This is a genomic window from bacterium (genome assembly GCA_023382385.1).
Classification (GTDB): domain Bacteria; phylum Electryoneota; class RPQS01; order RPQS01; family RPQS01; genus JABWCQ01.
On sequence record JAHDVH010000001.1, the window covers coordinates 213,703 to 239,895 of the forward strand.

Sequence of the window (26,193 nt, forward strand, 5' to 3'; positions counted from 1 at the left end):
AGCTGTTGCGGGGTTTGTGCAGTAGCCGAGTGAACAAGAGGAAGAGTTTCATTCAGATCGCGGATTCGAGTATCGCTCGGAGACCGAGTAAACAGCCTATTTCGAGGGAGGTTTCAATGTTGGAAATCGAGAATCAACACAATTTTGAAGTTGCGCTTCGCAATCAAATCAACTTGTTTGTTGGGGCGGGATTTTCTGTATTGGCGAAGAACAAGTTCGGTGATACACTCCCCACTGGAATCCAGCTCAAAGAGGATCTAGCTTCGAAGTTTGCTATGGCAGATGTCGAAAGCTTGTCCCTCTCACAACTTTGCACCATTATCGAATCTACTAGTTCCGAGGAGTTTCGGGCGTTCATCGTTGACAAAATGACAGTCGTCGACCACTCTGAGAAGTACCTTGCGATTGATAAACTCGATATCAATTCGATCTTTACTACAAATGTCGATGATTTGCTCTTGAAGATCTACTCAAAATCTGACCGCCATTATTCGAATGACGTCTATATTAAGGGTCCGCATTATGGCGATAGTAGCGGAGTTGATATATTACCTTTACACGGGTCAATTTACAATAGTGACCGTAGAATGACCTTTGGAAGCGCAGAAACGGCATCAGCCTTTGATCTTGACCCCACCCATTTTCGGTATCTCGTAGCAAGACTAAAAAAGTCTCCGACAATTTTCTGGGGATACAAGCTGGCAGATTCTGGAATACTTAATGCAATCGCACAAGCAATGCACGGGCCGGGAGAGCAACCCGACCGCTGGATCGTTATTCCTGAGAAGTACCTGGATGCTAATACTCGGAAGTTCTTTAAAGCACTAAGGTTTCAGATTATTGTCAGCTCGACTGAGGAGTTTCTTGACTATTTATTGGAGCTTAGTATAGCGCCCTCATCGTCGCATGATTCAAGCGTTCATTCAGGGAAACTCGAGTTTCCGGAATTTTCAGTCCCGGAATTAGGAAAGGCGCCGGCACGTCCAATACGAGAGTTTTATGAAGGCGCGGCTCCAGTGTGGAGCGACATTTTTCAAAGCCAACTGTTTAGGACAAGCCACTATGACGAGATTCGGAATCACGTCAATGCAGGGAAGACAGTAGTAATCACTGGTGTGCCTGCGTGTGGCAAGACCACTTTGCTAATGCAGCTTGCTGCTTCAATGTCTTATGAAGGTATAAAGCTCATTATGGATTTCTGCAGCAAGGAGAAAGCACTTACAATCATAAATCTTCTGCGCTCACGAAGAGCACTCATATTTCTGGACAATATTTCTGATTCGGTAGAGGCTTTCGACGAATTTCGCGCGCATGAAAACATTCGAATCATCTCGGCCGATAGGGAGTACAACTATGAAATTGTCTCCCATTTGGTTTCTCACGGGTCAACAATAATTGACGTGACAGAGCTTACCGCGCAAGATAAGCAGGAACTGCGAAAACGTATTCCGGATGCAGTAAGACGAGTTCGTGCCGAACACTTTGAAGTGACTGATCGTCCAACTTCAATATTCGAACTAATTCAAGAAGAGGTAAATTTCCCAAGACTTAATGAAAGGTATTCAAGTGTATTCCAACAGCTTGAAGAGTCAGACTGGCGACTCACCGATCTCTTGCTAGTAGTATGTTATTTACATTCATGCCGCACACCATGCGCCTTGGACACATTGATTGGATACTTTGAGAGAAGCGTTAGGAATTATGAGGAAATTCACGAGCTAATTGCTCGACTAGGTTCACTGGTAACTGATTATTCCGGGCAATTTATGGACACTAATCAGGACTACTTCAGTCCTCGATCCAATATTGTTTCCGAGGCTGTATTGCGTCAGTCTCCTGCAGATGCTCTTCGTAGAATGTTGAAGCGGTTTAGACAGAATGTTCGCCCATGGCAAATTCCTCGCTACGACATTTTTAAGCGATACGCATATGACCGAAGACTAGCGGAGCGCGCTTTCCCGAATTGGTTGGCAGGAAGGGACTATTATGAAGAAATCTTTGAAGAAACTCGTTCTCCGTGGGTCCGGCAGCAGGGAGCGCTTTATCTAAGTCGGAAAGAACAGCATCAGCTTGCGTTCCAGTGGATCGATCAAGCTGTAAATATGACAAATTATGACATCTGGAGCATTAGAAACTCTCACGCTGTGATACTGTATCGCGCGAACATTAACCAGAATCCTAGCAATCCGACTGTACAAGAGAGTCTGAAGAATAGCATGCAAATCTTGGCTAGATGCTATTCGTCGGACAAGCGCAAACTATTTCATGCTCTCACTTTTGCCGAGCAAGCGATTGGTTATCGAGATGTTTTCGGTTTGACGCGAGAGGCCAAAGAGTACTTAGAACAGGCAAACTTATGGCTGGAGGAAGAGGCTTCGCTTCAAAGCACGAATCGCGTTCGAGTATTGAGAAAGCAAATTCGCGAAAAGCTAAGTAACACAATTCAAACTGATAGATGACTAAACCCATATCCGAACAGCCGTACCCGTTTGCTGAGATTGAATCCCGCTGGCAGAAGTGGTGGGAAGAGAACGGGACGTATAAGTTCAATTGGCACGCAAAAAAGCCGAAGCACTATGTGCTGACGATGTTCTCGTATCCTTCGGGGGACAAGCTGCATATGGGGCACTGGTATTGCTATGCGCCGACGGACAGCTATGCGCGGTTCAAGCGGATGCAGGGATATGAGGTATTCGAGCCGATGGGGTTTGACTCGTTCGGTCTGCCCGCAGAGAATTATGCTATCAAGACGGGGATTCATCCGGCCATCTCGACGGCGAATAACATTCGCTTCATGCGCGAGCAGCTCAAGAAGATCGGCGCGATGTACGACTGGGACTATGAGGTGGTGACGTCGTCGCCGGACTACTACAAGTGGACGCAGTGGTGGTTTTTGCTGATGTATAAGCGCGGGCTGGCCTATCAGAAAGACGCGCTGGTGAATTGGTGCCCGAACTGTCAGACCGTGCTGGCCAATGAGCAGGTCGGTGCGGACAACCTGTGCGAGCGGTGTGACACGATGGTCGAGCGGCGCAAGATGAGGCAATGGTTTTTCAGAATATCCGATTACAATCAAAGATTGCTGGACGGGCTTGATACGATTGACTGGCCGGAGAAGACGAAGGCCATGCAGCGGTACTGGATCGGGAAGTCGGAGGGGACGGAGATTGTGTTTCCCGTCTCGAACAGCGACCTGCGTATCGAAGCATTCACGACACGGGCGGATACATTGTTCGGTGTGACTTATGTCGTACTTGCACCGGAGCATTCGTTAGTGAAGGAGATTACGACTGCCGAGCAGAGGGGAGCGGTCGAAAAGTATGTGAAAATGGCTCTGAGTCTTTCAGAAGTGGATCGGCAGGTTGTGGATCGGCCCAAGACGGGGGTGTTTACGGGGGCATATGCAACGCATCCGCTGACAGGCGAAGCACTTCCGGTGTGGGTTGCAGACTATGTGATCGGGAGCTATGGAACCGGAGCGGTGATGGCCGTGCCGGCACATGACACGCGCGATTTCGAGTTCGCGAAGACGTATAAGCTGCCAATAAAGGAAGTGATTGCAGAAGCGAAGAGCGATCAGGAGAAGGCAAAAAGAGCGGATGGGGCCTTTACTAACTACGGTGTGATGTTTGACTCGGGTGAGTTCTCAGGAATGACTTCAGAAGAGGGAATTCGGGCGGTCGGGAGGAAGCTCGAATCTTTGGGATTGGGCAAGCCTACCGTGACATGGCACCTGCGCGACTGGACAGTGTCGCGGCAGCGCTATTGGGGGGCACCGATTCCGATGGTACACTGCCCGAAGTGTGGAATTGTGCCTGTGCCGGAAGACGAGTTGCCGGTACTCTTGCCGGAAGATGTGACAGAGTACAAGCCCAAAGGGAAGTCACCGCTGGCCAGCGTGGAGTCCTTTATCAGAACGACCTGCCCGAACTGCAACGGCCCGGCGGAACGCGATCCGGATACAATGGATACTTTTGTCTGCTCCTCGTGGTACTACCTCAGATATCCCGACGCACGGCTGGATAACGCGCCCTTCAATAGAGAACACTTGAAGGAGATGTTTCCGGTTCATCAATATGTTGGCGGTCCTGAGCACGCGATGGGACATCTGATTTACAGCCGATTCTTTGGGAAAGTCGCTAAAGATGCCGGTTGGTTCCCCTACGAAGAACCGTTCACAAGGTTGATTCATCAGGGCATTATTCTGAGGGGCGGACAGCGGATGTCGAAGTCGAAAGGGAACACCGTCGCGCCGGAGCCGGTGCTCGAACGTGTCGGCTCGGATGTGCTGCGCTGCTACTTGATGTTTTCGGGAGACTATACGGAGGGTGGCGAGTGGACTGAAGGCGGAATCACCGGAATTGAGAGGTTTATTGCCCGGGTTTGGAGGCTGGGGATGGCCGTCTGTACATCAACCGAGACGACTGAAGAGGCCATACCACGGGACGTTGAGCAAAGGCTCCACAAGACTATCGAAGCGGTTGGTCACGACCTTCAGGCGTTCTCATTCAATACTCAGCTTGCGAGGTTAATGGAGCTGACGAACGCGATATATGGCTGGGTGGGATCAGATCTTCAAGGCGTGAAGTCGAGTCCGGCCAAGGTTCAGGTTATAGAAACGCTTGTCAAACTTGTGGCACCATCCGCGCCGCACTTGGCCGAGGAACTATGGAGCCGACTGGGACACATCGGGACTGTCTTTGACGAAGCCTGGCCCGCGTATGATGCCAAGAAAGCCAAATCTGATACTGTGACAATTGCTGTACAGATCAACGGGAAACTGCGCGATACTTTTGAGGCACCTGCGGAGGCCTCGAAGCATGAACTTGAGCAAGGTGCGCTGGGACTTGAGAAGGTCAAGGCACAGCTCGAAGGGAAGCAGCTTGCTAAAGCGATCGTCGTGCCGGGGAAGATTGTCAATCTGGTCGTGAAGGGGTAAAGAGGAAGCCGGCAAGAGCCGGCTACTTCGTAAATCCGAAAGTCACATAAGTAACATTATGTGAAGAAAGTATGCGTGCCGCGCGAAACGGGCGCAGAGTCTACTGCCGCCCCGGCACAGCCTGAAACGACATCGGCTGCAGCTCTACCACCAGACGGTATACCTTGCCCGGGCTAAGACTTAGCGACTCCTCGTGGCCATAGTAACCTCGCTGGGCGATTGAAACCAGTTGCTCTCCCGCTGGCACGTCCGCAACAAAGCAGATTTGAGATGCGGCAGAACCGTCGGACAGCGACCGATCGAGTACCGAACACCGCTTGAACGGCACACCGCTTGACACGCTGACTTTTGGCGATGGTGAATTGACTTCGACAACAAGCCGTGCATTGGCACTCGCAGGAAAACCAAGCGCGGCTCGCTCGCCTTCAAGCACCAGCCTGCTGACAGACTCACGTCGAGGCGTCGCGGAACCAGTGACCATTGAGAGCAGTTGGCCGGCCAGACTTTGCGACACTTCCGAAAGATCCTCCCAGCGCCCAGCGGTTGCACTTGCCTGATAGCCGCGAGGGACATCCCCGAGGCCAACATCAATCAATTGGGCATCGGCACGAATGGAAGACGGAAGCTCGGCGTACGTACCAATCACGGCAAAGTCGGCACCCGCGGCTTTCGCCTCGGCTAAGGCAGCAGACTGGGCACCTAAGGCATTGGCCATCGCCACGACTTCGAAACGGGCATCCTGCCTAAGATCCGCCACGAGGAACCCATGTAATGCCTTCTGGTAGTTCAGAACTTTGACCTGATCGCCCCACCAATTATATGTAGAATCCATCAGGGGCTGGAAGGGGAACACGGCAATCTTCGGCACTGCCTGTGCCTGTATTGCGCAAGCTATTAAAAAAACTATAAATACAGAAATTCTTCTCATTCTGGTACTCCAGTTGAAAGGGCCATCTGACAATTAAACAGATGGCCCTTCAGATAGTTTCATTCCGGACGATTAGCCTAAACGCTTTTCAAGCGCATCGACCTCATGGTTTAGAGCTGCAGGGAACCGATCCCCAAAAGTCTTGAAGTATTCACGTCTACCGACCACTTCATTTCGCCACCCTGGGACATCAATCTTGAGAATCTCTTCAAGGTCATCCTTGGAAGCATTCAAACCATCGGTGTTTAGGTCAGAAAGGCGCGGCAGAATCCCGATTGGTGTTTCGACGCTTCCCCCCTTCCCTTCTATCCTGCTGATAATCCATTGCAGGACCCGGACATTGTCCCCAAACCCCGGCCAGAGGTAACGACCGTCTGAATCCTGACGGAACCAGTTGACGGCAAAAATCTTAGGCGGATTGGGAACTCGTTTTCCCATGTCCAACCAATGCTGAAAGTAGTCACCCATGTTGTAGCCACAGAAGGGCAACATCGCCATTGGATCGTGGCGGATTGTCCCTGCCTTGGTGTCGGTAGCTGCCGCAGTAGCTTCACTTCCCATCGACGCACCGATCAGCACCCCGTGTTCCCATGAGAACGCTTCAACGACCAAGGGCACAAGATGCGTGCGGCGACCACCGAAGAGAATTGCGGAAATTGGGACCCCTTCAGGGTCTTCCCAATGCGGCGAAATGGATGGGCACTGTCTTGCGGGAGCAGTAAATCGCGAGTTCGGATGTGCCGCTACTTCAGGCGAGTCGGGAGTCCAAGGATTCCCCTTCCAGTCCGTCAGCTTGGCCGGCGCCGGACCCATACCTTCCCACCAGACATCGCCATTTTCGTCAACCCCAACATTGGTGAAGATAGAATTTGCCTGAGCACTTTTCAAAGCGTTAGGATTAGTCTTCATGGATGTGCCGGGCGCGACGCCGAAAAAGCCTGCTTCCGGATTGATGGCATACAGCCGACCGTCCTTACCAAAACGCATCCATGCAATGTCATCGCCGACCGTCCAAGTCTTCCAGCCCTTCAGCGCAGCCGGCGGAATGACCATTGCCAGATTTGTCTTTCCGCAGGCGGAAGGGAATGCGGCCGCGATGTAGTGGGTCTTGCCCTCAGGACTTTCCAGTCCAAGAATCAGCATGTGCTCTGCGAACCATCCCTCGCGGCGCGCCTGGGCAGAGGCAATGCGCAACGCGTGACACTTTTTTCCGAGCAGGGCGTTTCCGCCATATCCTGAGCCAATTGACCAGATTTCGTTTCTTTCAGGGAAATGGCAAATCGCCCTCGTAGCCGGATTGAGATCGGCAATAGAGTGCATGCCTTTGACAAAGTCAGGCGAGTTCCCGAGGAGCTCCAACGCCGCCTCACCCATTCGGCTCATAATTCTCATGTTGAGCACGACGTATGCGGAGTCCGTCAGCTGGACCCCGACCTTGCTGTGCGGGCTGCCCAAGGGACCCATAACGTATGGCATCACGTACATGGTGCGGCCCTTCATACAGCCGTCAAAGCGCGGCTTGATTTCCGATTCAGCCTGCTTCGGCGACATGTAATTGTTGGTAGGACCACAATCACTTTCCGATTCCGAGCAAATATAAGTAACCTTTTCTGTGCGCGCCACATCTGATGGATCAGAACGGTAAAGATAACAATTGGGCCAATTCTTTTCATTAAGCTTCATAAATTCGCCGCGATCCAAAAGCTCTTGCGTGAGCTTTTCTCGCTCTGCATCCGATCCATCGCACCAATGGATCTTGTCTGGTTTCAGCAGCCGCGCACACTCTTCAACCCATGAGTTCAAGGTTGTGTTGGTTGTCATATTGCTCCTCATTTGCCGGTAAATTAAATGGTAGAGATAGTGGACAGTAATGATTAAAAGCTAACTATCTTGAACAGGAAAGTCAAGTCGACACTTCATTCTGAATAACAACATCTTAGAACATAGGAATCGGGTAGCGCGCACTCCCTACCTAAATTGCGGGAACGTCTGGGAATCGAACCCAGCCATCCATGTGTTACATGGACGCAAACGGTTTTGAAGACCGCGGAGGCCACCAGTGCCCCATCCGTCCCCACGGCACTCCTGCCGTGAATCAGTTTTCCTGCAAGAACAATTTACAGAACTTATGACAAACGCCGTCAAAACTGCCGTTGCTCATGAAGAGAACGATGCGATCGCCGGCGGGAAATGTCGCGTGAAGATAATCAGGAATCTCTGAATTTTCGATCGCGGCGGCCGCCACACCACGCGAGGTGAGTTGTTCGACGATCGCGTCAACGTTCAGCCGTTCACCACTCGAAATTCTCTCCTTGCGATGAATCGAACCAATAACGACCGCATCCGCCTTCGCCAGGGCCTCGGCAAACTCGTGCTGATACAGATCCCGTGTGGCAGTATTGGAGCGTGGTTCAAAGACCGCGATGACTCTTGCGTCTCTGTCATACTCACGAACGGCATCAATGGCGGCAGCCACCGCTGTCGGGTGGTGAGCGAAGTCATCGAAAACGGTCACTTCACCTGCACGCAACACGAGCTCGAGTCGGCGTCTGATACCCCTGAATTGTTTGGACGCTTCAACCAGCGCAAGAAGGTCCGGCTCCACTGCAGACGCGGAAGCGATGGCCATCGCCACATTCAACCGATTGTGACTTCCCAGAACAGAATCGGCATACGTTGCGAAGACCTGGTCTCCCAAGTGAACCAAGTCTGTCCCCCTAATCTGCCAAGTGCAAGTTTCCGAGAAACCGACCGTGACGACTTCACAGGGGGACAACTCAGCGAGTTTCATCGCGTGCAAGCTGTCTGACGATACAATCAACCTGCCATTACCTGGCAACTGCGAGACCAGTCGACGATAGGATAAGAGCATTTCATCAAGCGTCGGGAAGATGTCAAGGTGATCATGCTCGACTCTCCCCAAGACGAGAATGCTGGGAAAGTAGTCTAAGAACTTCGAGCGTTTGTCAAAGAAAGCACTGTCATACTCGTCACCCTCAATCACGAATGTGTCGCTGTTCGAGTAATGACCACCAAAATCCAAATCTAAAGGGTCAGCACCTATCAAATAAGACGGATCATGTCCCGTTGACTTCAGGAGGTGAGCAATACAGGCCGTAGTTGTACTCTTGCCATGAGTGCCGGCGACAACAATCCTGCGTTTATGCCGCATAACTGTTCGCCGGAGCAATCCGGGAAACGACTCAAGAGGAATGTTTTTCGATAACGCTTCCTCTACCTCGATCTGTCCTCGCGATTGCACGTTGCCCACAACCACGATGGAATTCTCTTCATTGGGAACATTTTGAACGGCGTAAGGTGTACGCACTGACACACCAGCCCTACTGAGAATCGACGCAGCAGGCTCATAGATGTTCTGATCAGAACCAGAGACAGCATAACCGGCCTCGCGAAGCAGAACAGCGACGTTTGCCATCGCAATTCCGCCAATCCCGAGCATATATATGTCTGGCTTCGTCATCCCGCGTTCTTGGCACGCACGGCAAGCTGCGCCGCAAGCAGCGTATTTTGCATGAGCATCGCGATCGTCATCGGGCCGACTCCCCCGGGAACGGGCGTAATCGCTTCTGCCACACGTGCTACCGACTCGAAGTCAACATCTCCACAAAGACCGCCGCCTTCAGATTCGTCCAGCCGGTGAATGCCGACGTCAATCACCACCGCGCCAGGCCGCACCATGTCAGCCGTGATCATACGGCGCTTCCCAGCAGCAACGATCAATATGTCTGCGAGCCGTGTCATCGTGGAAAGGTCAGACGACCGCGAATGGCACACCGTGACGGTCGCGTCTGCAAACTCACCCTTCATCGACAGTAGTGTTGAGATTGGTCTGCCCACAAGGTTCGACCGACCCACCACAACGACATGTCTACCGATCGTTTTGATGTTGTATGATTCAAGCAGTGCCATGATTCCGGCTGGCGTGCAAGGAACAAACCGTGGACGCCCTAGCGCCAACATGCCAGCGTTAACAGGATGCAACCCGTCAACGTCTTTCAGCGGGCTTACTGCATCAATCACTTCATCTGCGTCGAGCTGCTTCGGAAGAGGCAATTGAACCAAGATTCCATGCGTATTCACGTTTGAGTTCAAGCTGGCAATACGATCCAACACCTCCTCCCTGCTCACGGACGCGGGCAGGACAATTGTCTCGGAATTCATTCCCAGCTTTAAAGCAGCCTTGTTCTTTGATCGCACATATACGGCTGAAGCAGGGTCATCTCCAATCAACAGCACCGCCAAGCTTGGAGTGACGTTCGAGCCACGCTTGAACTCAGCAATCTCGTTTGCAAGTCTTTCCTGGATCCGTTTCGATACGGCGTTTCCGTCAATAAGATGAAGACTCATCGTTTAGTAATTTCTTTGAAATACGCAGATTCTGACAGCCCGCGCGAATATTGGCGCAGATGCAGATAGTCGAACAGAAATCGCGGAAGCTTATGAGATCTCAACGAATCCACTGTATACCGCACAATAGTAAAGACCGGCCGGGAAAACAGCAACCGATGGCACATCCGCCAAAGACCGCCGAAGCGATCTTTGTCAAAAGGATTTGAAAACACACGATCCAAGTTCAGTTCTCTAAAAAGTCTTGGGTGATTCTTCAACAGAATTGGAATCCCCTCCCGGCCGTACGCTTCCAGATTTGCAAGCAAGCTATCAATCGATCGAAAATGGTGATGAATCGCAAGGGCTCGAGGTTCGGCGTAAATCGGCACACCGGCATCCTCAATACGAACTCCATAATCGAGGTCTTCGCCACCCCAACAGTCGAAGGTCTCGTCAAACAGGCCGACTCGCTGCACTACGCTCTTCGAAATCGAGCAATTCCTGGTCAGAAAGTAACGGCCCGGCAACCTCTGATTACTTCCAAGCTTTACGGCCCCGCCATTATTCAGATAGTCACTAATTGCAGTGAACTCGTCGTGTTGTGCAAAGTCAGACTTCCCGACGATCGCACAGTCTCCACGCTGGTGCGCGGACCAATGAACTGACAGAAAGTTCCGACTGACTGTATGATCACCGTCAATCATAACGATAATCTCACCATGTGCCTTTGCGATCCCTTGATTACGCGCGAATGACCGGTTCGAAGGATCCGACAGCAATAGCGGCACTAAGTTTCGATTTCGAAATCCTGCAAGCCACTCTCTTGTTGAGTCCGTCGATGCGCACTCAACAAGAATAATCTCATAGTCATCACTGTCGAAATCCTGTTCGATCAGTTGTGCTACCAATCTCTGTATGAACTGCTTCTGATTGAATGATATGACAATTACGCTTATCTTCACTGGCACCAATCAAGCCGCCTATAATGTCCGTACAGCGCGTCACCAACCTTTTGAATTTCATGTCGCGACATAACCCATTCAAGTCCTCGCGCTGCGGTTGTTTGCAAGATCTCCCGATTGGACAGGCAATCCTCCAATACCTGAGTAAGAGACATAGTGTCCGCGACTATAAAAGGGTGGTCACCGATGTATTTCAGCATCCGGTCAGGAATGTTCGTAATCACGGGAATACCCATCGCCAGTGCCTCCACGCTGCTCATCCCGTATCCCCAACCTCCCGCATTTGTAAGCTGGTCGATAAATATGTCGCAGGAGAACTTCGCAGCGAGCGCACTTTCGTAGGACATGTCCCTGATTAAGACAAGCTCCAGAGGGTAGCGATTCGAAAGTGAATCAATCGCACTTACGATCGCATCTGTCCCTTTTAACGGATTACGTGCCGCATGGGCGATACGAATCACTTTACCGGGTCGAAAGGGCTTAGTCTGAAAGCTCGCGGCATCGAATGGAAGGTAGAGATAGTGAATCCGAGAATCAAGATCGTGCAGATCCCACTCGGGAGTCAAATGCAGATCAGTGACTTCCTCGACACGCGGAATGAAGCCTCGAGAACGCAGGTCTGACCCATGAAAGTAGGAGACAATCGGCTTGCCACGAGCCTTCATACTGCGCGCAAACCTAGCGTCTCGAGTGAAGTCCAAGCCACCGTCAAGATGAACGATGTCATACTCGGCGAGACTATACTGCCGAATTACTTCATTGATACGGGGCCAATTATACTCGTCACGCATCCTAAACATCGCGCGAACATGCCATGGTGGATCCCAGACTGGCAACTTGCGGTCTTCGACGCGAGAAGGAACACGGTGCGGGTCGTGTGTCACAAGATCTCGAATCCCGCGAACCCACCTCTGAATAGGCATACCAGCAAGTCCAAGGCAGATGTCATCCGGGAATTGCCATCGACTTCGCCAGAAGGTAACATACCGGCACTCATCTCCTCGTCTCTCGTGTTCACGCTTAAACAATGCCAGCGTGCCAGACACATGCTCTGGCGCAATGTAAAGTACTCTCACCTTTGCACAAATCGCCTGACAACAGCGACCTCATCGGACGTAAAGAATCTTAGAAAGACAAGAAGTACCGGAAATGCAACCGCAAGCAGGATTCGCAGCGACCAATTCAACTCGAGCAATGCCGCCGCGCCGGTAAGTGCAATTGTGATTACAGCTAAGATAGCCAATCGACGCCACTCGTATGCGATGGGATAGATTTTCTGAACCACGAGGTATAGAAGCAACGCCTGAATAACAAATGCGAAAAACGTGACCCAAGCGGCAGCGAGCATACCGTAGGTTGGCACCAATAATAGATTAGCGATCACAGTAAAAACCGCAGCCACACCTGTTACAAATGGCAGTTTCCTTGTAGCTTTCTGCAAGTAGATACCTACCATGAGATTCGCGTAGATCCCATCGAAAATGTGGGCCGCAAGGATAATCGGGAAGACAACGAGTCCGCTCCAATACGATGGAGAGATCAAATAGCCGACAATAGGGAAATTGAACTTCAGTAGAGGCGGCACCGCAAGCGTCAGCATCAGCAAGAGGCCGGATGCGACGGCAACGTAGTACGTCAGCGTCCGAGCGTACAATCGAGGCGCCTGAGGATCATTAGCATGCTTCAGGAAGAACGGCTGCCATGCGAATCTGAAGGCGGCATTTACCACTCCCATGAACATCCCAAGTTTGTAACCTGCCGAGTAGAGGCCCGCCTCCTCGATCCCACGGAAGAGTTCCAACACTTTTCGATCCGCAAGTTCCACGACCATTACGAACAAGTAGGTTGGTATGTTGGGCAGCCCGAAAGCAAGCAGATCGGAGAATAGCACACGATCAATGCGAAATCTGCACGTCTGCAGGAAGGCGGGCAGGATCAGCGCACAAGTGACAAGACTCGCAATCAGATTTGCATATAACACGCCGAGAACACCTAGCCCCAAAGAACCTACCATCCAGACATTCAGACTGATATTCAACACCACATTGACTATCTTCTGTGCCGAAAAGGAGAGCGGCTTGTTTTCGCTACGCAATCGAAGGAATGGGAAAGTTCCAATGGTGTCAAAGAACAATATCCCCAGACAAATAACAATACCGATGGGCACATCGTCCGCGTTCTCCGGATTCTGAATCAAAAGCGACCCAAGCGAATCCCTAAACAAAAGTCCGAGTAGGCAGAGAACCGAAGAACTCAGTGCGACGGCAAGGAGCGCCGTTCCGTTCACCTGCGCGCTGGTGCGTCCATGGTCCTTTAGATTATAGAAGCGCAGATAAGCAATGTCAAGTCCATATACATAAAAAGTCTGCGCGACGGCTAAGAACAGATAGTACAGTGATAGCTCGCCATAGTCAGCGGCACTAAGACGATAGCTGTAGTATGGCAGCAGGAGGAAGGTAACAGATCTCGTCAAGATGTGCGCGAGACCGTAGATCAGCGACTCCTTAGTCAGTGACCTGAGTTTTCCTAGTATGCTTTCAGATGACAAAGAGCAAGTAGGGAATCATAAATGCGACTAGCCAGATAGGCCAAGAGCGAAGCCGCTTCGGAAGAGACGGAACAAGAGATACAACGGCCGGCCAAGCAATAAAGAGGTAACGACCCTCGGCTTGATCATATCTTATGTTTAAGAATACAAAGGAAAGCAGAGTGCTTCCAATCACAATCGCTCGCCAATCAAGAACATTCACATTCCTTAGTCCTACTATGAACAAGGTACTAAGTAGCACGATCGCGGGCAGCATTAGAACAAGCCCCTTCCAGTTCTGCCAAAACTCACTCCACGGAAAAATACTGGACCTTGCACAATAAAGCAAAGTGTCGACATTCGGAAGACGCCAGCTTGGCTCTCCAAAACCAACGGATAAAGGAATCAAGCCCCCAAATAGACTGGCATTTCTTGCCGCAAGAGGAATGAGAAATGTCAGCATAAGAACGACAGAAACAAATGCAGCACGACCGGATCTTCCCCACGAATCTAAGATGCACAGAACTACGAGCGGCGTCAAGACGAGTATTGAAAGCTTAACATAAACTCCGATCACGAAAAGAAAGACCATGGAATAGAGAGTTCGATGTGTTCGCCGCGCCTTGTTTCGCAGATACGCCAAACATACACCCCCGCTCGCTAGCCAAGCCATCGCTTCATTTCCGGACAGCACGCTGAATCGGACTAGTACACCGCTTAAGGCAAGCAACACAAGCAACAACAAGGTATCGGTAGATTGAAAACCGAAATGCCGCGCGATTGCGAAGGCAATCCATGTTATACCTATCATGCACAACAGTGACAACATGCGGCCTACATACTTGACTCCAGTTTCACTATGAATGCCGCACAAGTAACAAAGAGTTGCGTGGATAAGGTAGTATATCGGCGATTGGTAATTTTCAAAGGTTGGTTCTTCTAATGCCCAATCAGATGTGATAGGCTGCGCGTTTCTCGGAAGGCTGCCTTCCTGCAATATGTGCATGGCGTAGGAAACGTGCGCCGGCTCATCGTTGTAAGCTGACAGTTTTCTCGGGGTTGAGGGGGCATTGTATGGAGTCACATGCAAAAGGTAAAGTCTTATCGCCGCGCCACACACGCAAATGATTAGAATCAGAGTGCGTGACACTACGCCACTCAAGCGATTCTATCGATTAATGACTTGCCCGTCATCTCCGCAGGTTGGACTAGACCCATCAAGTCCAGAATTGTCGGCGCAATATCTCCCAATTTGCCGCCGCTGCGAAGTTGCAGCGCTTTCTCGCCATTGAAAAGCGCAATCGGAACAGGATTAGTTGTATGGGCTGTATGAGGTCCATTTGTCTCAAAGTCCCACATTTGTTCAGCGTTGCCGTGATCCGCCGTAATAAGCACGGTGTAACCGGCTACTTCAGCCGCCTTACACAGCTCCTCTGCGCCATGATTAGCCGCTTCAACCGCCTGAATAGCCGCCTCCAAAACCCCAGTATGACCGACCATGTCGCAGTTTGCAAAGTTCACGCAGACAAAGTCATAAGCTTGAGAGTGGATCGCCTCGCACAGTCGACGTGTCACCTCCGGCTCACTCATCTTTGGCTGTAAGTCGTACGTTGCCACCTTGGGGGATGGAATCAAGATGCGATCTTCACCGGCAAACGGAGAGTCCTCTCCACCGTTGAAGAAGTATGTCACATGAGGATACTTCTCAGTTTCTGCGATCCGAAGTTGTCGAAGTCCCTGTTTTGAAATCACATTCCCAAGGATGTCATTCAGAAACTGCGGCCTAAACAGAACTGGAAACGTATACTCATCGTGATACTGAGTCATCGTCACGAATGTGCCGACTTTCGTCGGGCAATCAAACTCTTGAAACAACGGATTTGTCAGTGCCTGTGTCAACTGTCGAGTTCGATCGGAGCGGAAGTTGAAAAAAAGCACAGCATCCTCATTCTGAACTCGCATTGAAGGGTCGGAAGGATCCACAATGATTGGCAAAAGGAATTCGTCAGTCACTCCAGCTTTGTATGAGTCCTTAACAGCCTGCGATACGTTGCTGCACTCGGTGCCTTCACCAAGACAGATGGCCCGATACGCTCTCTCAACCCGGTCCCAACGCTTATCACGATCCATCGCATAGTAGCGTCCGACGATCGTTGCGATCTTTCCTACACCAAGCTGACCAATCCACCTCTGAAGCGTGGCCAAGTGGTCAATTCCGGACTGCGGGGGGGTGTCTCTACCATCCGTAAAGGCATGTACAAATACCCTTGTAAGCTCAAAGCGTTTGCAGGCCTCAAGAATTGCGCGGACATGCTGAAGTGATGAATGCACTCCTCCGTCACTGACAAGTCCGAGAAGATGCAAAGAGCAACCTTTTCTTTTCACGGTGGTCAGAAGATCAATCAGCGCGTCATTTGAATAAAATTCACCTGTTCGAATTGCGCGATCGATACGAGTGATATCCTGATAGACTATCCGACCAGCACCAATATTTAGATGACCGACTTCGCTGTTTCCCATTTGCCCTTCTGGAAGTCCAACATCTTCTCCAGACGTAACCAGGGTGGAATAAGGGCATTCCTTCCAAACTTTGTTTAGGAAAGGTGTGTTTGCCAAAGTTACTGCGTTGTCGTGGCGAGCGGGCGCCAATCCGTAGCCGTCCAAAATTGCCAATATGATACGCCGCATTACTACTCAGAAGATTTGAAATTTCGACCGGCGACGCGAAAGTTCTCGCGCCTCTCTGTTATTCCAACACTATCAAGATACTCCAAGAAGGGGACCACGTACTTTCTGGATGAATTCAAGTGCTTGGTGACATCAGCTACCTGGATTGATCCGCGTTTTGTGATCATGTCCTTCGTCGCGGCAAGTGCTCTTGCAAAAGCGTCACGTTCAAAAAAAAGATCATTCCCCAATCGAGTCGCCATATTCTGACGAACTGCAAGTACAAGTGCGCGCTCTATCTCGGATCGTGGCTTTTGTAATTCAACTGCGAGCATTGCCGCAGAAGGGGGAGTGAAACCACTTGAGGAGAGCCGTTCCATGACGCACACGACTATGTCTCGAAGTCTAGGATCTCCAACTGCGTCTGCACCCGGAAGCAAAACACGTGACCCATCAAGTATTACAGATCGGTTTGCTGCCAACTCCGACACAATTCCCGAAAGCACGTCAATGTGAACAGCCGGAACCAATTGGGCCAGTTGAACGATCGAAGGTACTGCAGAACTCTCATGGAGACGTTGCATAGCCGCCAGAAGCTTAGACTCCAAGAGTTTGACATGAGACCGATGCATAATCCATTTCCCGCAAAACAGCCATTCTGCGAGAGATTGCTGAATACGGTCAGCCACTAATGACTCAGAAAGTCCGAAGACTTGCGCCGCATACTTCAGATGGACGCCGTTTGATCGCGACTTAATCCAAGACAATAATCCCTTATCATCGTCTTGGTCGCGCATATCCTGCAGAGCTTCTATTTGCCCAGTCCTATCTCGCAGACGCTTTAGCATTGGGTCAATATCGAGGACTATCCCACCGCCGAGCGTTTCGACCGGAGAGTAATTTCGAAGGATGAAGCGATCACCCCAGACCGTAACTATTGCAGAATCCAAGAGCAACAAGGCAATATCGTATTCCTTGTGCCTTGCGAGAACGCGATACCGACCCATGACTTCCTGAGTCCCTATCAGGCATCTCACTCGCTGTCGGTCTCGTAGCTTAGCAACGGTGCTCTGCAAACTTTCGACACGTGCCGCAACCTTCCGCGCGACCGTTAAAGCTTCGGGACTAGTGATTGTCTGTCCCCGTGTCAGGGAATCCACAGAAGCGAGATTGGCGGCAACTCGCATCCCGGGGCCAATAGTCGATCGCTCGCTCATATTCGACTGGAGTTGTTTAACACGGGACTGGACACTTCCTGGAAGGATTTCCACACGCATGTCTTTAGCAATTGTCCCAGATAGTACGGTGCCAGTTACAACCGTACCGTGTCCTCGGACAGAAAACACGCGATCGATAGGGATTCTAAGCGCTTTCTGGGAACTTCGTACAGGGAGTTTCGGAAGTTCGGTAACGAGAAAAACTCGAAGATCAGATACGCCCCATCCTGACAGGGAATCCACCTCAAAAATGGGCGCGTTTACCAGGAATGTACCACGAATCGAATTTCGAATCTGATCCTTTACCCCAACAACATGCGATGAATCCACACAATCGATCTTTGTAATGACAATCGCTCCAAAACGAATCCCCAGCAACCTCAAGATATGCAAATGTTCACGTGTCTGGGGCATTACTCCGTCATCTGCAGCAATGACCAGAAGTGCATAGTCAATCGTAGATGCACCCGCAACCATATTATGAATGAACTTTTCATGCCCTGGAACATCGATTATTGCCGCGACGTCATCGAGAAAAGCATATCCGAGGTCGATAGTGATTTGCCGACGTTTCTCTTCTGGAAGCCGATCAGGGTCGGTACCAGTAAGGGCACGAACAAGCGAAGACTTCCCGTGGTCTATATGCCCGGCCGTACCTACAATAACGTGGCCCATCAATCATGCCTAAAAATGCTTTGCATATCAAACGTATGGTACTCCGCCATGCACCAGCGGCAGCCGTTATACTGGGGACGATGCTGTGAGTCAATCATACGCTTGACTTGGTCTAATGTGTAGACTTTTCTCCGCTTGTCCTCTGGTATCTTCTTTATTTCGCACTCGTATTTAGGAGACGACATGTCATGTATGATCAGTTTCTCCTCGTCAACAAGAAACATGGCTATTCTTCCTTGTTTGAATGACTGGTATCCAAATCACGCAACTTACGAAGACGCTTGATTTCGCTTGAAGAGAGCTCTCTCCACCTCCCCGGAGCAAGGTTTCCAAGACGAATTCCGGCTTGTTCGATCCGAACCAATGACACGACTTTTGCGCCAATAGCGGCAACCATTCGCCGGATTTGCCGTTTTCTGCCTTCCCCAAGTGTCATCTCATACGTCGCTTCGTCCAATTGTCTGATGCGAATGGGTTTTGAGAACCCATCTTCAAGCTCGACACCTTTTGACAACTGAGAGAACTGGCGGCGAGTAAGTGCCGGCTTTATGCCGACCCGATAGACTTTTGTAGATCCGAATCTCGGATGTGTAAGCAGGTTCGCGAGTTCGCCGTCGTCTGTGACTAGAAGCAGTCCAGACGAATCGCGATCCAGTCTTCCGATCGGAAACAATCGCCGGTCGCTGGGGAGATACTCCAGAATTATCGGCCCCTTTTCGCGTCCGGTCTTACAAGTCGAGAGAACTCCGACGGGTTTATGAAATAGCAGGACTGTCGGTTCAGCAAACCCAATCACTCGCTCATCATCCACCTCGACCAGATCTCGATCAGGATCGATCCTCGATCCCAATTCCCTGATGCAAACTCCGTTGACAGAAACCCGACCTTCAGCTATTAGCTGGTCAGCTTCACGGCGCGAACTTACACCATGTCTCGCAAGATATCGATTCAGGCGCTCGCTTCTTAGCAAGAAACCCTCCGAGTGAGGGTTCTTGCTGAGTAATTCGGATCCACTCGTCAGAAAGCCTAGCTTTGTGTTAAAACGACTGATTTCTTATGACGTGCCTGCCACGTATCAATGGGTATGTTCGTGCGCACTTTTAGCTTCAGGCTTCGCTTGCCAAAAGCAGCGTTTATACGTAAGGTCGCTTCGGCAACGTGATCATCAGACAGCTTGACAAGTTCCTCCGCCGAAAGTCCGTCATATTCAACTTTCACGGATCGTTCACCGGCATAAAGGCTACCCAGCAAAGTAGCGTCGAAATCACCACTTGGCGAGTCCAGAATTAGTTCGCCGTCAATGAATATGCGCAGTTTGCTCGCTTCAAAGCGTTGAAAGGTTTCACTTGGAACGATTGCCAACAGAGCAGTGCCTGTGAGCCGCTCGTAAACTCCCTCGACTTCGTGATTAGGGTTGTCCTTCGTGATAGAGATGCGAACTGGGTTAGGAGTTCGATAACCGGGAACTGGAGAGAATTCCACAAGCACATTCCCGTACTCAGCACTCAGTCGGGCGGATCCAACCCCTACTGCAGTCCCATTTACGCGAATTGGTGCCGCAAGAGGCTTTGTTGACAGCACGAGTTGCGGTGTAGGTAAGTTTCCCGCCGGTTGCAATGAAAAGGCGGCAAGTTCAGATTGACCATCACCAGTGAGAGCTATCTCTATGCTGTCAGGCGATGATATCTGCCCTTGTTGCTCGACTGAAAAGACATAGTATCCACGATCGAGACCTCGAAATGTATGTGGCGTCCTACTTGTAGTGCGAGCCCCGTTCACAATTATCGCTGCCCCTGCAGGTTCCGAAGTAACAGTGATTTGAGTGCCACTCAATGATCTGCCAATCTCTGCCCGATCTGTGCCGTCTAAAGTCGAGTCTTGCGCTTTCTTCTGCGAATGACCGCCAGTTGTGCGTGGAAACGGAGCTGACGACTGATTGTCTGCCAAACTTCTGGCGGTACGCTCAGAGTAGTCCAACAGGCTCCTTCGTCCCGATGCCGCAGGAATTAATCGTACTGCTCCACCCGCATCAGCGAAAATTTCCTGTCGAACGCCACGCTTTGCGGAAAAGGTATCGTTTGTGACAACGAATGCAGAGTCGTGCAAAACAAACGACGCCACGGCAGGTCGGCCTTTCTGAACCTCAACTATCGCAACCTCTGGATCAGCAACTTTGCCAGTTGCCCGTACCGTAACGAGCCGTCGGCCAATTGGAACATTGAGCAGGACTGTGTCGCTGAGCGCTCCCGTTTGCTTCCCGTCAATGTGAATTTCAGCGCCTTTAAAACTCGTAATGACTCGAAGTTCCCCTACTTGAGTTGATTCGCGATTGAGTACCCATAGAGCCGCAGCGGCGATCAACGCAAGAGGTATCGCAACCTTCGCGAGATTCCCGACAAACTGAATGATTGGGCGCTTACTGCGTGGTGACATAAGTACGGGCTCCGTCAGTATCAAGCGGACTCAGGTGGACTCTGCTTGCCGGAATTGAGAAATGGCTTTAAGAGGTCAATCGGGATCGGGAAAATCGTCACAGAATTATTCTCTGAAGAAATCTCTACCAACGTTTGCAAATAGCGTAACTGTAGAGCCTCCGGATGTGCAGCAATGATCGAAGCAGCAGCAGTCAACTGGTCTGCTGCCTGCCTTTCGCCTTCTGCGGCAATGACTTTTGCGCGACGTTCGCGTTCTGCCTCTGCCTGACGAGCCATGGCCCTTTTCATTTCTTGAGGCAGATCCACGTGCTTGATTTCCACAAGTGAGACCTTGATTCCCCAAGGGTCAGTTTGCCGATCAATTATCTGTTGCAACTCGTCATTGATCTTTTCGCGCTCTGAAAGGATTTCATCCAGCGCTGTCTGACCAAGGACGCTTCGTAACGTGGTTTGTGATAACTGGCTCGTCGCGAACATGTAGTTCTCTACATCGATGACTGCTCTGTCCGGTGCCAGTACACGGAAATAGACAACAGCATTAACCTGTAACGATACATTATCTCGCGTTATCACATCTTGCGGTGGTACATCAAGAACGACCGTACGCAGACTAACCTTGACCATCCGGTCCACAATGGGAATCAGAATAATCAACCCAGGTCCCTTCACCCCGATAGTACGACCTAGTCGGAAAACGACGCCACGCTCGTATTCATTCAGCACGCGAAGCGAAGTGCTAAGAATGAATACAATGAACACTACGATGAAGGCAAGAAGCGGCAACATAGTAGCTCCTTGATTAGGATTCCTGACTTAACTCAATCGGCTGCACTGTCAGAACCATGCCGTCGACACGTACAACTCTTATTTTCTGTCCTCGAGAAATTGTCTGCGTGCTTCGAGCTGACCAAATTTCACCATGCACGCTTACTTTGCCTTCCGGTGAAAGCTCAGATATTGCAGTTCCGATTTCACCGATCAGGCCCTCTTCACCCGTAACGACCTTTCGAGCCTGTGCCCGCAAACCCATACCAACCACAAAAACAAAGAATAGTGCAGTGACTATTGCTGCGGGTATTATGACGTCAAGTCCTACTTTCACGCCAGTGACTCCGGGCTGAAAAAGCATTAGCGAACCAAGTATCATGCTGACGATACCTGCTACAGAAAGTAGTCCGTAGCTGGCAATCTTGACTTCAAGGATAAACAGAATGATCGCCAAAATAATCAACAGCAAACCTGCCCAACTGATCGGCAGAAGTTGGAGACTGAAAAACGCAAGAATTAATGACAAGGCACCGACAACGCCGGGGAGTATCGCACCTGGATTGTACAACTCGAAGAATAGTCCGTACACTCCAAGAAGCAGCAGAATATATGCGATGTTCGGGTCCGCGATCAGGTCAAGTATTCGCAGCCTCAGGCTCATAGGAGACTCTGATATCGAAGCGTGCTCAGTGTTTAGAGTATCAGCACGACCATCAATAGTAACAACTCGCCCATGAAGCAGAATCAGCAAAGAGTCTGGGGACGATGCGACAAAATCAATCACTTCAAGTTCGAGCGCTTCCGAGTCCGTCACGGATCTGCTCTCGCGGACAGCCTGTTCCGCCCACTCTGCATTGCGGCTTCGCTGTTCTGCCAATGTGCGCGCGAATGCCGCGGCATCGTTGGTGATCTTTCCTTCCATCACACCACTGGAATCCTGGCTACTGCCAATACCTCCAAGTCCTACGGGATGCGCGGCACCGATATTCGTGCCGGGTGCCATGACTGCGACATGTGCAGCCAATGTAATAAAGACTCCGGCGGACCCGGCTCGTGCACCAGGAGGAGAAACGTAAACAACAATTGGGATGCGAGAAGCGAGAATAGTCTTGCACATCATACGTGTGGTCTTGAGCAAGCCGCCCGGTGTATCCAACTCAATGACCAGAGCTTCAGCGTCCTCATCTTGAGCTTGCTTGAGAGCCGCCACCAGCATTTCATTAGCGACCGGCCCAATAGCACCATCAATGGTTAGCCATTGGACAGTTGAGGCACAAGTTGCAGATGCCAGCGCCAGAATCACTAATAGTCTTAGCATAAGCCTAATTAAGGCATTCACGAACCATATCTACAATGATGTCAAGTTCATCATCCGCAACCGTTCGAAGATTAAGCACAACTTTATCATCCTGTACGATCGGCACCACCGGAATTGACGCATTCCGAAGCTTGCTAGCCCATTCCGTTACAGAAAAACTCATGGGGAGAAAGACAACCGCACTCGAATTTAGTGGTGTAGCAGGCAAAGTACCTGAACCTGCTTGTGCAGGCCAATCCGTAACTTCCAGTATCCTCCAGTTACCATGAGATTGGAGCTTTTCCCGCAAGTGCACGGCGCGGCGCCGCGTTACTTCGAGAGGCTCCACAAGCATGCGCCAAGTTGGATTCTCAACGACACAAACTTCCTTAGACAAGAAGCTCGTCAAAGTCGAAGCTAATGCCGCAATCTCCAGCTTCCCGGGACGTAACACACGTGAAAGCGGCGACCTCTTGAGTTTCTGCACATATGACTTCTTTCCGATGATCAGACCTGCCTGAGGCCCACCTAACACTTTGTCACCAGAAACAAGAACAAGATCAGCACCTTCGCTCAAACTTTGAGCAACATTCGGCTCATAGGGCATCCCCAAAGACGTCCAATCCCAAAGGAGTCCACCTCCCAAATCATCGACACAAATCAAACCATTGGAATGCGCAAGGTCCGACAATGCAGCAATCTCCACTGATTCAGCAAAACCTTCGATTCGATAATTAGATGGATACGCACGCAGCAGCATCACTGTCCGATCCGTGATTGCTGACGCATAATCACTAATTCGAGTCCGGTTTGTCGTTCCAACTTCAACGAGCTTGCATCCAGCACGAAGCATGATGTCGGGCAGCCTAAAACTTCCACCTATCTCGATCAACTGCCCCCGCGACACTACCACCTCTTTGCGATAACCGAGCACACTTAGAACAAGGAAAAGTGCAGCCGCATTATTGTTTACCATGATCGCCGATTCGGCACCAGTTATCCAACAAAGAAGCCTTTCGACACGCTCTTGCCTATCACCCCTTGCACCAGTCCGCAGGTCGTACTCCAAGTCACAGTATCCTGCGGCATTCACGACCGCCGCAACAGCATTCCTTGAAAGTGGTGCACGCCCCAGACCTGTATGAAGTATTATTCCTGTAGCATTGATGACTCTAAGCGGCGCGGCTTGAATCACCCGCTGTATGGCCTTCACGGCACAGGAGACTATCTCATCTTCGTCAGGCACTGCCTCCCCGTTCAACACTCGCTCGCGGGCATCCTGAACGACCCCTCGCAAAATATCAGTTAACAAAGAACCCGCGACTCTACCCTTATACTCCGTGAGCTTGTCATGGTCCAGAAGACGATCGATTGCAGGCAAGAGTCTGCGCGGATCACTACTCCGCGGCATGATTAGAGCGACGTTTCCAGAGTTAGACGAAGGCCCGAAAACGGCTGGACTTGCCGGCAAACGCCGTTCGAACACTTCATCCCGCCACGTTCACGTCCGAAGAAGATCGCCGCGCGGTGCTTACCACCAGAGAGTCTGGTTGCCGCCTCAACGCCTGCCCAAAACTCTCCTTCACGATCCATAAGTTCCTCATCGTCAGTTAACTGCACAGATGTATTCATCGAAAACATTCCGGAAGGAACCCACGACAACGCATATAGCATGTCGTGGTACTTTTCGTCATCACGCTTTCGATCCGTGATGAGAAGTTGTTCCGTCTCAAACTCAATCTCCTGCGATCCGCGGAATGGAAACTTCAGTCGAGCATGCAACCACAAGCGGTCCTGCCATACCACATTGGCTTCCTCATTCGCACCCGCTTCAAAGAATAGATGTTGCCCGCCAGTAAAATCATGCTCAAGGTTGACAAATCCTTCCCAGAAGGGACGATACTTTTCCTCAAGCTTGGGTAAAGGCACAAAGTCATCTGCTCCGGAGTGCCGGCTGCTTGAGTTATAGTGGGCGGTAATATAGGTGCTTTCCAGCACAGTCCCGCTTAACTCCACCTGAAAACCAACCTCGTCGGGAATGTTCAGAACATGAGGTTCGCGACCCTGAAGTAATCGAGGACCAATCTCTCTGTGTGTTGTCGGAGGATTCTGAATAGGTGTAACAATATTGTATCGATAGTCCGCATACTCTGCAAGCAAGGACCAGCCAAGTTTGGAGAGCGTTGCCCCAACAAAGGTCGCGTGACCCTTGCTATTCCCTCCCGCCAGCACGGCCTCGTTCCAGGCACGCTCGCCGTATAGGTTAAAGATCCCGCGTGTTAGATTCCAATCAACGCCCGCAATACCCATTTCAGGATTAGAAAGACTATCGTGGTACACATAGCTGAAGCCAACCCTCCGGCCTTGGCCCGGCGACATTTCCACTCTGCCTGCGGTCGCTTTCATTTCGGATACAAGCGGCCCATCCGCAGTCTTGCCCGTTAGGCCTATGAGCTTTATCGAACCGGCGTTCAATTGCACACGAGCGCCATCAAGTTCAGAATCAAAGAAGAGATCGCGATTCTCAAAGGAACTGAAGGCGAGTCCAGATCCCCAGAGATCGCTGAAGTGCCCTAATCTGAAACTGAATGGATCAATGGTTCCGGCAAAAAAACGTTTGTCAAAACGATTCTCATCCTCGAGTCGAAACTGGTAAATGTCCGCTTCGGAAGGCTTGAAGTACAAATACCTTCCACCAAGATGAAAGTTGCCGCTAAAGAGATTGAGGACAAGCTTATTCTCAACAAAGTGTCGACGGATCGTATTCCCGGGATACGGGTTGTTGGGGTCTACTCGACGAGTATCCACCTCTCGACCATTATCATAACGAAGTTGATTTGAGCCGCTAAAGTCGATCTCATCCAGTTGTGCTTGCCCCGACGCAGAGAGGACTAGCACAGTGCAAATTACAGCGAGAAACTTATTCACCAGATTGTCCAAGAAGTTCAGTGGCTTTTGCGATCATCTCAGTCGGATCCTTCATTTCGCCCCTATGCTCATAAACTGGCACACCCTGTGAATTAAGCAGTACCGAAAACGGTAGAGATGTGCCGCTATAGACTTTTAGTACCGCGCCATCCGGATCGAGTAATGCCGTCCAGGTGTAGCCTTTCGACTGGATGTACGGCTTTACCTTGCTCATTGATCTTTGAGTATCCTCCGAGATCATGATGACATTGAGGCCACGCTCTGTCAAACTATCGAACGTGGTTCTCATCGCATCAATTTCAGCTTTGCAGGGCTTGCACCATGTTGCCCAAAAGACAAGCAAGCTTGGTCGTCCACCGGCATCTCTCGTGATGTTGAATTCATTGCCATCGATCGATGAGAGGGTCCAATTCCGGCCGGAGGCCTCGGCGGATGATAACACAACGAATGTAAGGAGTAATGCGGGAAGAAGTCTCAAGGGAGCGCTCCTGCGTTTATGG

18 protein-coding genes and 1 tRNA gene are annotated in these 26,193 nt (G+C 50.7%); 2 read left to right on the plus strand and 17 right to left on the minus strand.

The window, feature by feature from the left end; all coding sequences use genetic code 11:
• Positions 1 to 116: 116 nt before the first annotated feature.
• A complete protein-coding gene (locus tag KJZ99_00970) occupies positions 117 to 2,459 on the plus strand; it encodes an SIR2 family protein (protein MCL4304466.1) in 2,343 nt (780 codons plus the stop codon).
• Positions 2,456 to 4,939, plus strand: a complete 2,484-nt coding sequence (gene leuS, locus KJZ99_00975; protein ID MCL4304467.1) for a leucine--tRNA ligase — start codon at positions 2,456 to 2,458, stop codon at positions 4,937 to 4,939. Before KJZ99_00970 ends, leuS begins: the two co-directional genes overlap by 4 nt.
• A gap of 100 nt (positions 4,940 to 5,039) precedes the next feature.
• On the opposite strand, the gene KJZ99_00980 is transcribed toward leuS, so the two are convergent.
• The 17 genes from KJZ99_00980 to KJZ99_01060 form a co-directional block, all read right to left on the minus strand.
• On the minus strand, positions 5,040 to 5,807 hold the full coding sequence (locus KJZ99_00980; GenBank protein MCL4304468.1) for a hypothetical protein: 768 nt from the start codon (positions 5,805 to 5,807) through the stop codon (positions 5,040 to 5,042).
• Positions 5,808 to 5,939: 132 nt separating this feature from the next.
• Positions 5,940 to 7,688, minus strand: a complete 1,749-nt coding sequence (locus KJZ99_00985; protein ID MCL4304469.1) for a phosphoenolpyruvate carboxykinase (GTP) — start codon at positions 7,686 to 7,688, stop codon at positions 5,940 to 5,942.
• Between the two features lie 159 nt (positions 7,689 to 7,847).
• Positions 7,848 to 7,943, minus strand: a tRNA-Sec gene (locus KJZ99_00990).
• A 19-nt stretch (positions 7,944 to 7,962) separates the two neighbouring features.
• Complete coding sequence (locus KJZ99_00995; GenBank protein MCL4304470.1) at positions 7,963 to 9,348, minus strand: hypothetical protein; 1,386 nt, start codon at positions 9,346 to 9,348, stop codon at positions 7,963 to 7,965.
• Entirely contained in the window at positions 9,345 to 10,235 is an 891-nt protein-coding gene (folD, locus tag KJZ99_01000) for a bifunctional methylenetetrahydrofolate dehydrogenase/methenyltetrahydrofolate cyclohydrolase FolD (GenBank protein MCL4304471.1), read from the minus strand. The genes KJZ99_00995 and folD overlap by 4 nt, the downstream gene beginning before the upstream one ends.
• Positions 10,232 to 11,179, minus strand: coding sequence for a glycosyltransferase (locus KJZ99_01005; protein MCL4304472.1), 948 nt, complete (start codon positions 11,177 to 11,179; stop codon positions 10,232 to 10,234). Before KJZ99_01005 ends, folD begins: the two co-directional genes overlap by 4 nt.
• Positions 11,176 to 12,255 carry a glycosyltransferase gene (locus tag KJZ99_01010; GenBank protein MCL4304473.1) on the minus strand — a complete coding sequence of 360 codons (1,080 nt, stop codon included), beginning with the start codon at positions 12,253 to 12,255 and terminating at the stop codon, positions 11,176 to 11,178. The genes KJZ99_01005 and KJZ99_01010 overlap by 4 nt, the downstream gene beginning before the upstream one ends.
• Positions 12,252 to 13,652 (minus strand): oligosaccharide flippase family protein, encoded by a 1,401-nt coding sequence (locus KJZ99_01015; protein ID MCL4304474.1) that lies wholly within the window; start codon positions 13,650 to 13,652, stop codon positions 12,252 to 12,254. Before KJZ99_01015 ends, KJZ99_01010 begins: the two co-directional genes overlap by 4 nt.
• Positions 13,653 to 14,864: 1,212 nt before the next feature.
• Positions 14,865 to 16,394 carry a 2,3-bisphosphoglycerate-independent phosphoglycerate mutase gene (gene gpmI / locus KJZ99_01020; GenBank protein MCL4304475.1) on the minus strand — a complete coding sequence of 510 codons (1,530 nt, stop codon included), beginning with the start codon at positions 16,392 to 16,394 and terminating at the stop codon, positions 14,865 to 14,867.
• 2 nt (positions 16,395 to 16,396) lie between these two features.
• Entirely contained in the window at positions 16,397 to 18,265 is a 1,869-nt protein-coding gene (gene selB / locus KJZ99_01025; protein ID MCL4304476.1) for a selenocysteine-specific translation elongation factor, read from the minus strand.
• Between the two features lie 226 nt (positions 18,266 to 18,491).
• Positions 18,492 to 19,235 (minus strand): rRNA pseudouridine synthase, encoded by a 744-nt coding sequence (locus KJZ99_01030; GenBank protein MCL4304477.1) that lies wholly within the window; start codon positions 19,233 to 19,235, stop codon positions 18,492 to 18,494.
• Between the two features lie 56 nt (positions 19,236 to 19,291).
• A complete protein-coding gene (locus KJZ99_01035) occupies positions 19,292 to 20,698 on the minus strand; it encodes a PEGA domain-containing protein (GenBank protein MCL4304478.1) in 1,407 nt (468 codons plus the stop codon).
• Between the two features lie 20 nt (positions 20,699 to 20,718).
• Positions 20,719 to 21,486 carry a slipin family protein gene (locus tag KJZ99_01040; protein ID MCL4304479.1) on the minus strand — a complete coding sequence of 256 codons (768 nt, stop codon included), beginning with the start codon at positions 21,484 to 21,486 and terminating at the stop codon, positions 20,719 to 20,721.
• Positions 21,487 to 21,499: 13 nt separating this feature from the next.
• On the minus strand, positions 21,500 to 22,786 hold the full coding sequence (locus KJZ99_01045; protein ID MCL4304480.1) for a nodulation protein NfeD: 1,287 nt from the start codon (positions 22,784 to 22,786) through the stop codon (positions 21,500 to 21,502).
• A 4-nt stretch (positions 22,787 to 22,790) separates the two neighbouring features.
• A complete protein-coding gene (selA, locus tag KJZ99_01050) occupies positions 22,791 to 24,176 on the minus strand; it encodes an L-seryl-tRNA(Sec) selenium transferase (GenBank protein ID MCL4304481.1) in 1,386 nt (461 codons plus the stop codon).
• A 2-nt stretch (positions 24,177 to 24,178) separates the two neighbouring features.
• Positions 24,179 to 25,693: a hypothetical protein gene (locus tag KJZ99_01055; protein MCL4304482.1), complete on the minus strand. Its 1,515-nt coding sequence runs from the start codon at positions 25,691 to 25,693 to the stop codon at positions 24,179 to 24,181.
• Positions 25,686 to 26,171, minus strand: coding sequence for a TlpA family protein disulfide reductase (locus tag KJZ99_01060; GenBank protein ID MCL4304483.1), 486 nt, complete (start codon positions 26,169 to 26,171; stop codon positions 25,686 to 25,688). The genes KJZ99_01055 and KJZ99_01060 overlap by 8 nt, the downstream gene beginning before the upstream one ends.
• Positions 26,172 to 26,193 lie beyond the last annotated feature (22 nt).

Coding starts and splice junctions, on each gene's coding strand:
- leuS (MCL4304467.1), top strand. CDS start 2,456: ATGACTAAACCCATATCCGAACAGCCGTACCCGTTTGCTGAGATTGAA.
- KJZ99_00985 (MCL4304469.1), bottom strand. CDS start 7,688: ATGACAACCAACACAACCTTGAACTCATGGGTTGAAGAGTGTGCGCGG.
- KJZ99_01045 (MCL4304480.1), bottom strand. CDS start 22,786: ATGCTAAGACTATTAGTGATTCTGGCGCTGGCATCTGCAACTTGTGCC.
- KJZ99_00970 (MCL4304466.1), top strand. CDS start 117: ATGTTGGAAATCGAGAATCAACACAATTTTGAAGTTGCGCTTCGCAAT.
- gpmI (MCL4304475.1), bottom strand. CDS start 16,394: ATGCGGCGTATCATATTGGCAATTTTGGACGGCTACGGATTGGCGCCC.
- KJZ99_00995 (MCL4304470.1), bottom strand. CDS start 9,348: ATGACGAAGCCAGACATATATATGCTCGGGATTGGCGGAATTGCGATG.
- selA (MCL4304481.1), bottom strand. CDS start 24,176: ATGCCGCGGAGTAGTGATCCGCGCAGACTCTTGCCTGCAATCGATCGT.
- KJZ99_01035 (MCL4304478.1), bottom strand. CDS start 20,698: ATGTCACCACGCAGTAAGCGCCCAATCATTCAGTTTGTCGGGAATCTC.
- selB (MCL4304476.1), bottom strand. CDS start 18,265: ATGGGCCACGTTATTGTAGGTACGGCCGGGCATATAGACCACGGGAAG.
- folD (MCL4304471.1), bottom strand. CDS start 10,235: ATGAGTCTTCATCTTATTGACGGAAACGCCGTATCGAAACGGATCCAG.
- KJZ99_01040 (MCL4304479.1), bottom strand. CDS start 21,486: ATGTTGCCGCTTCTTGCCTTCATCGTAGTGTTCATTGTATTCATTCTT.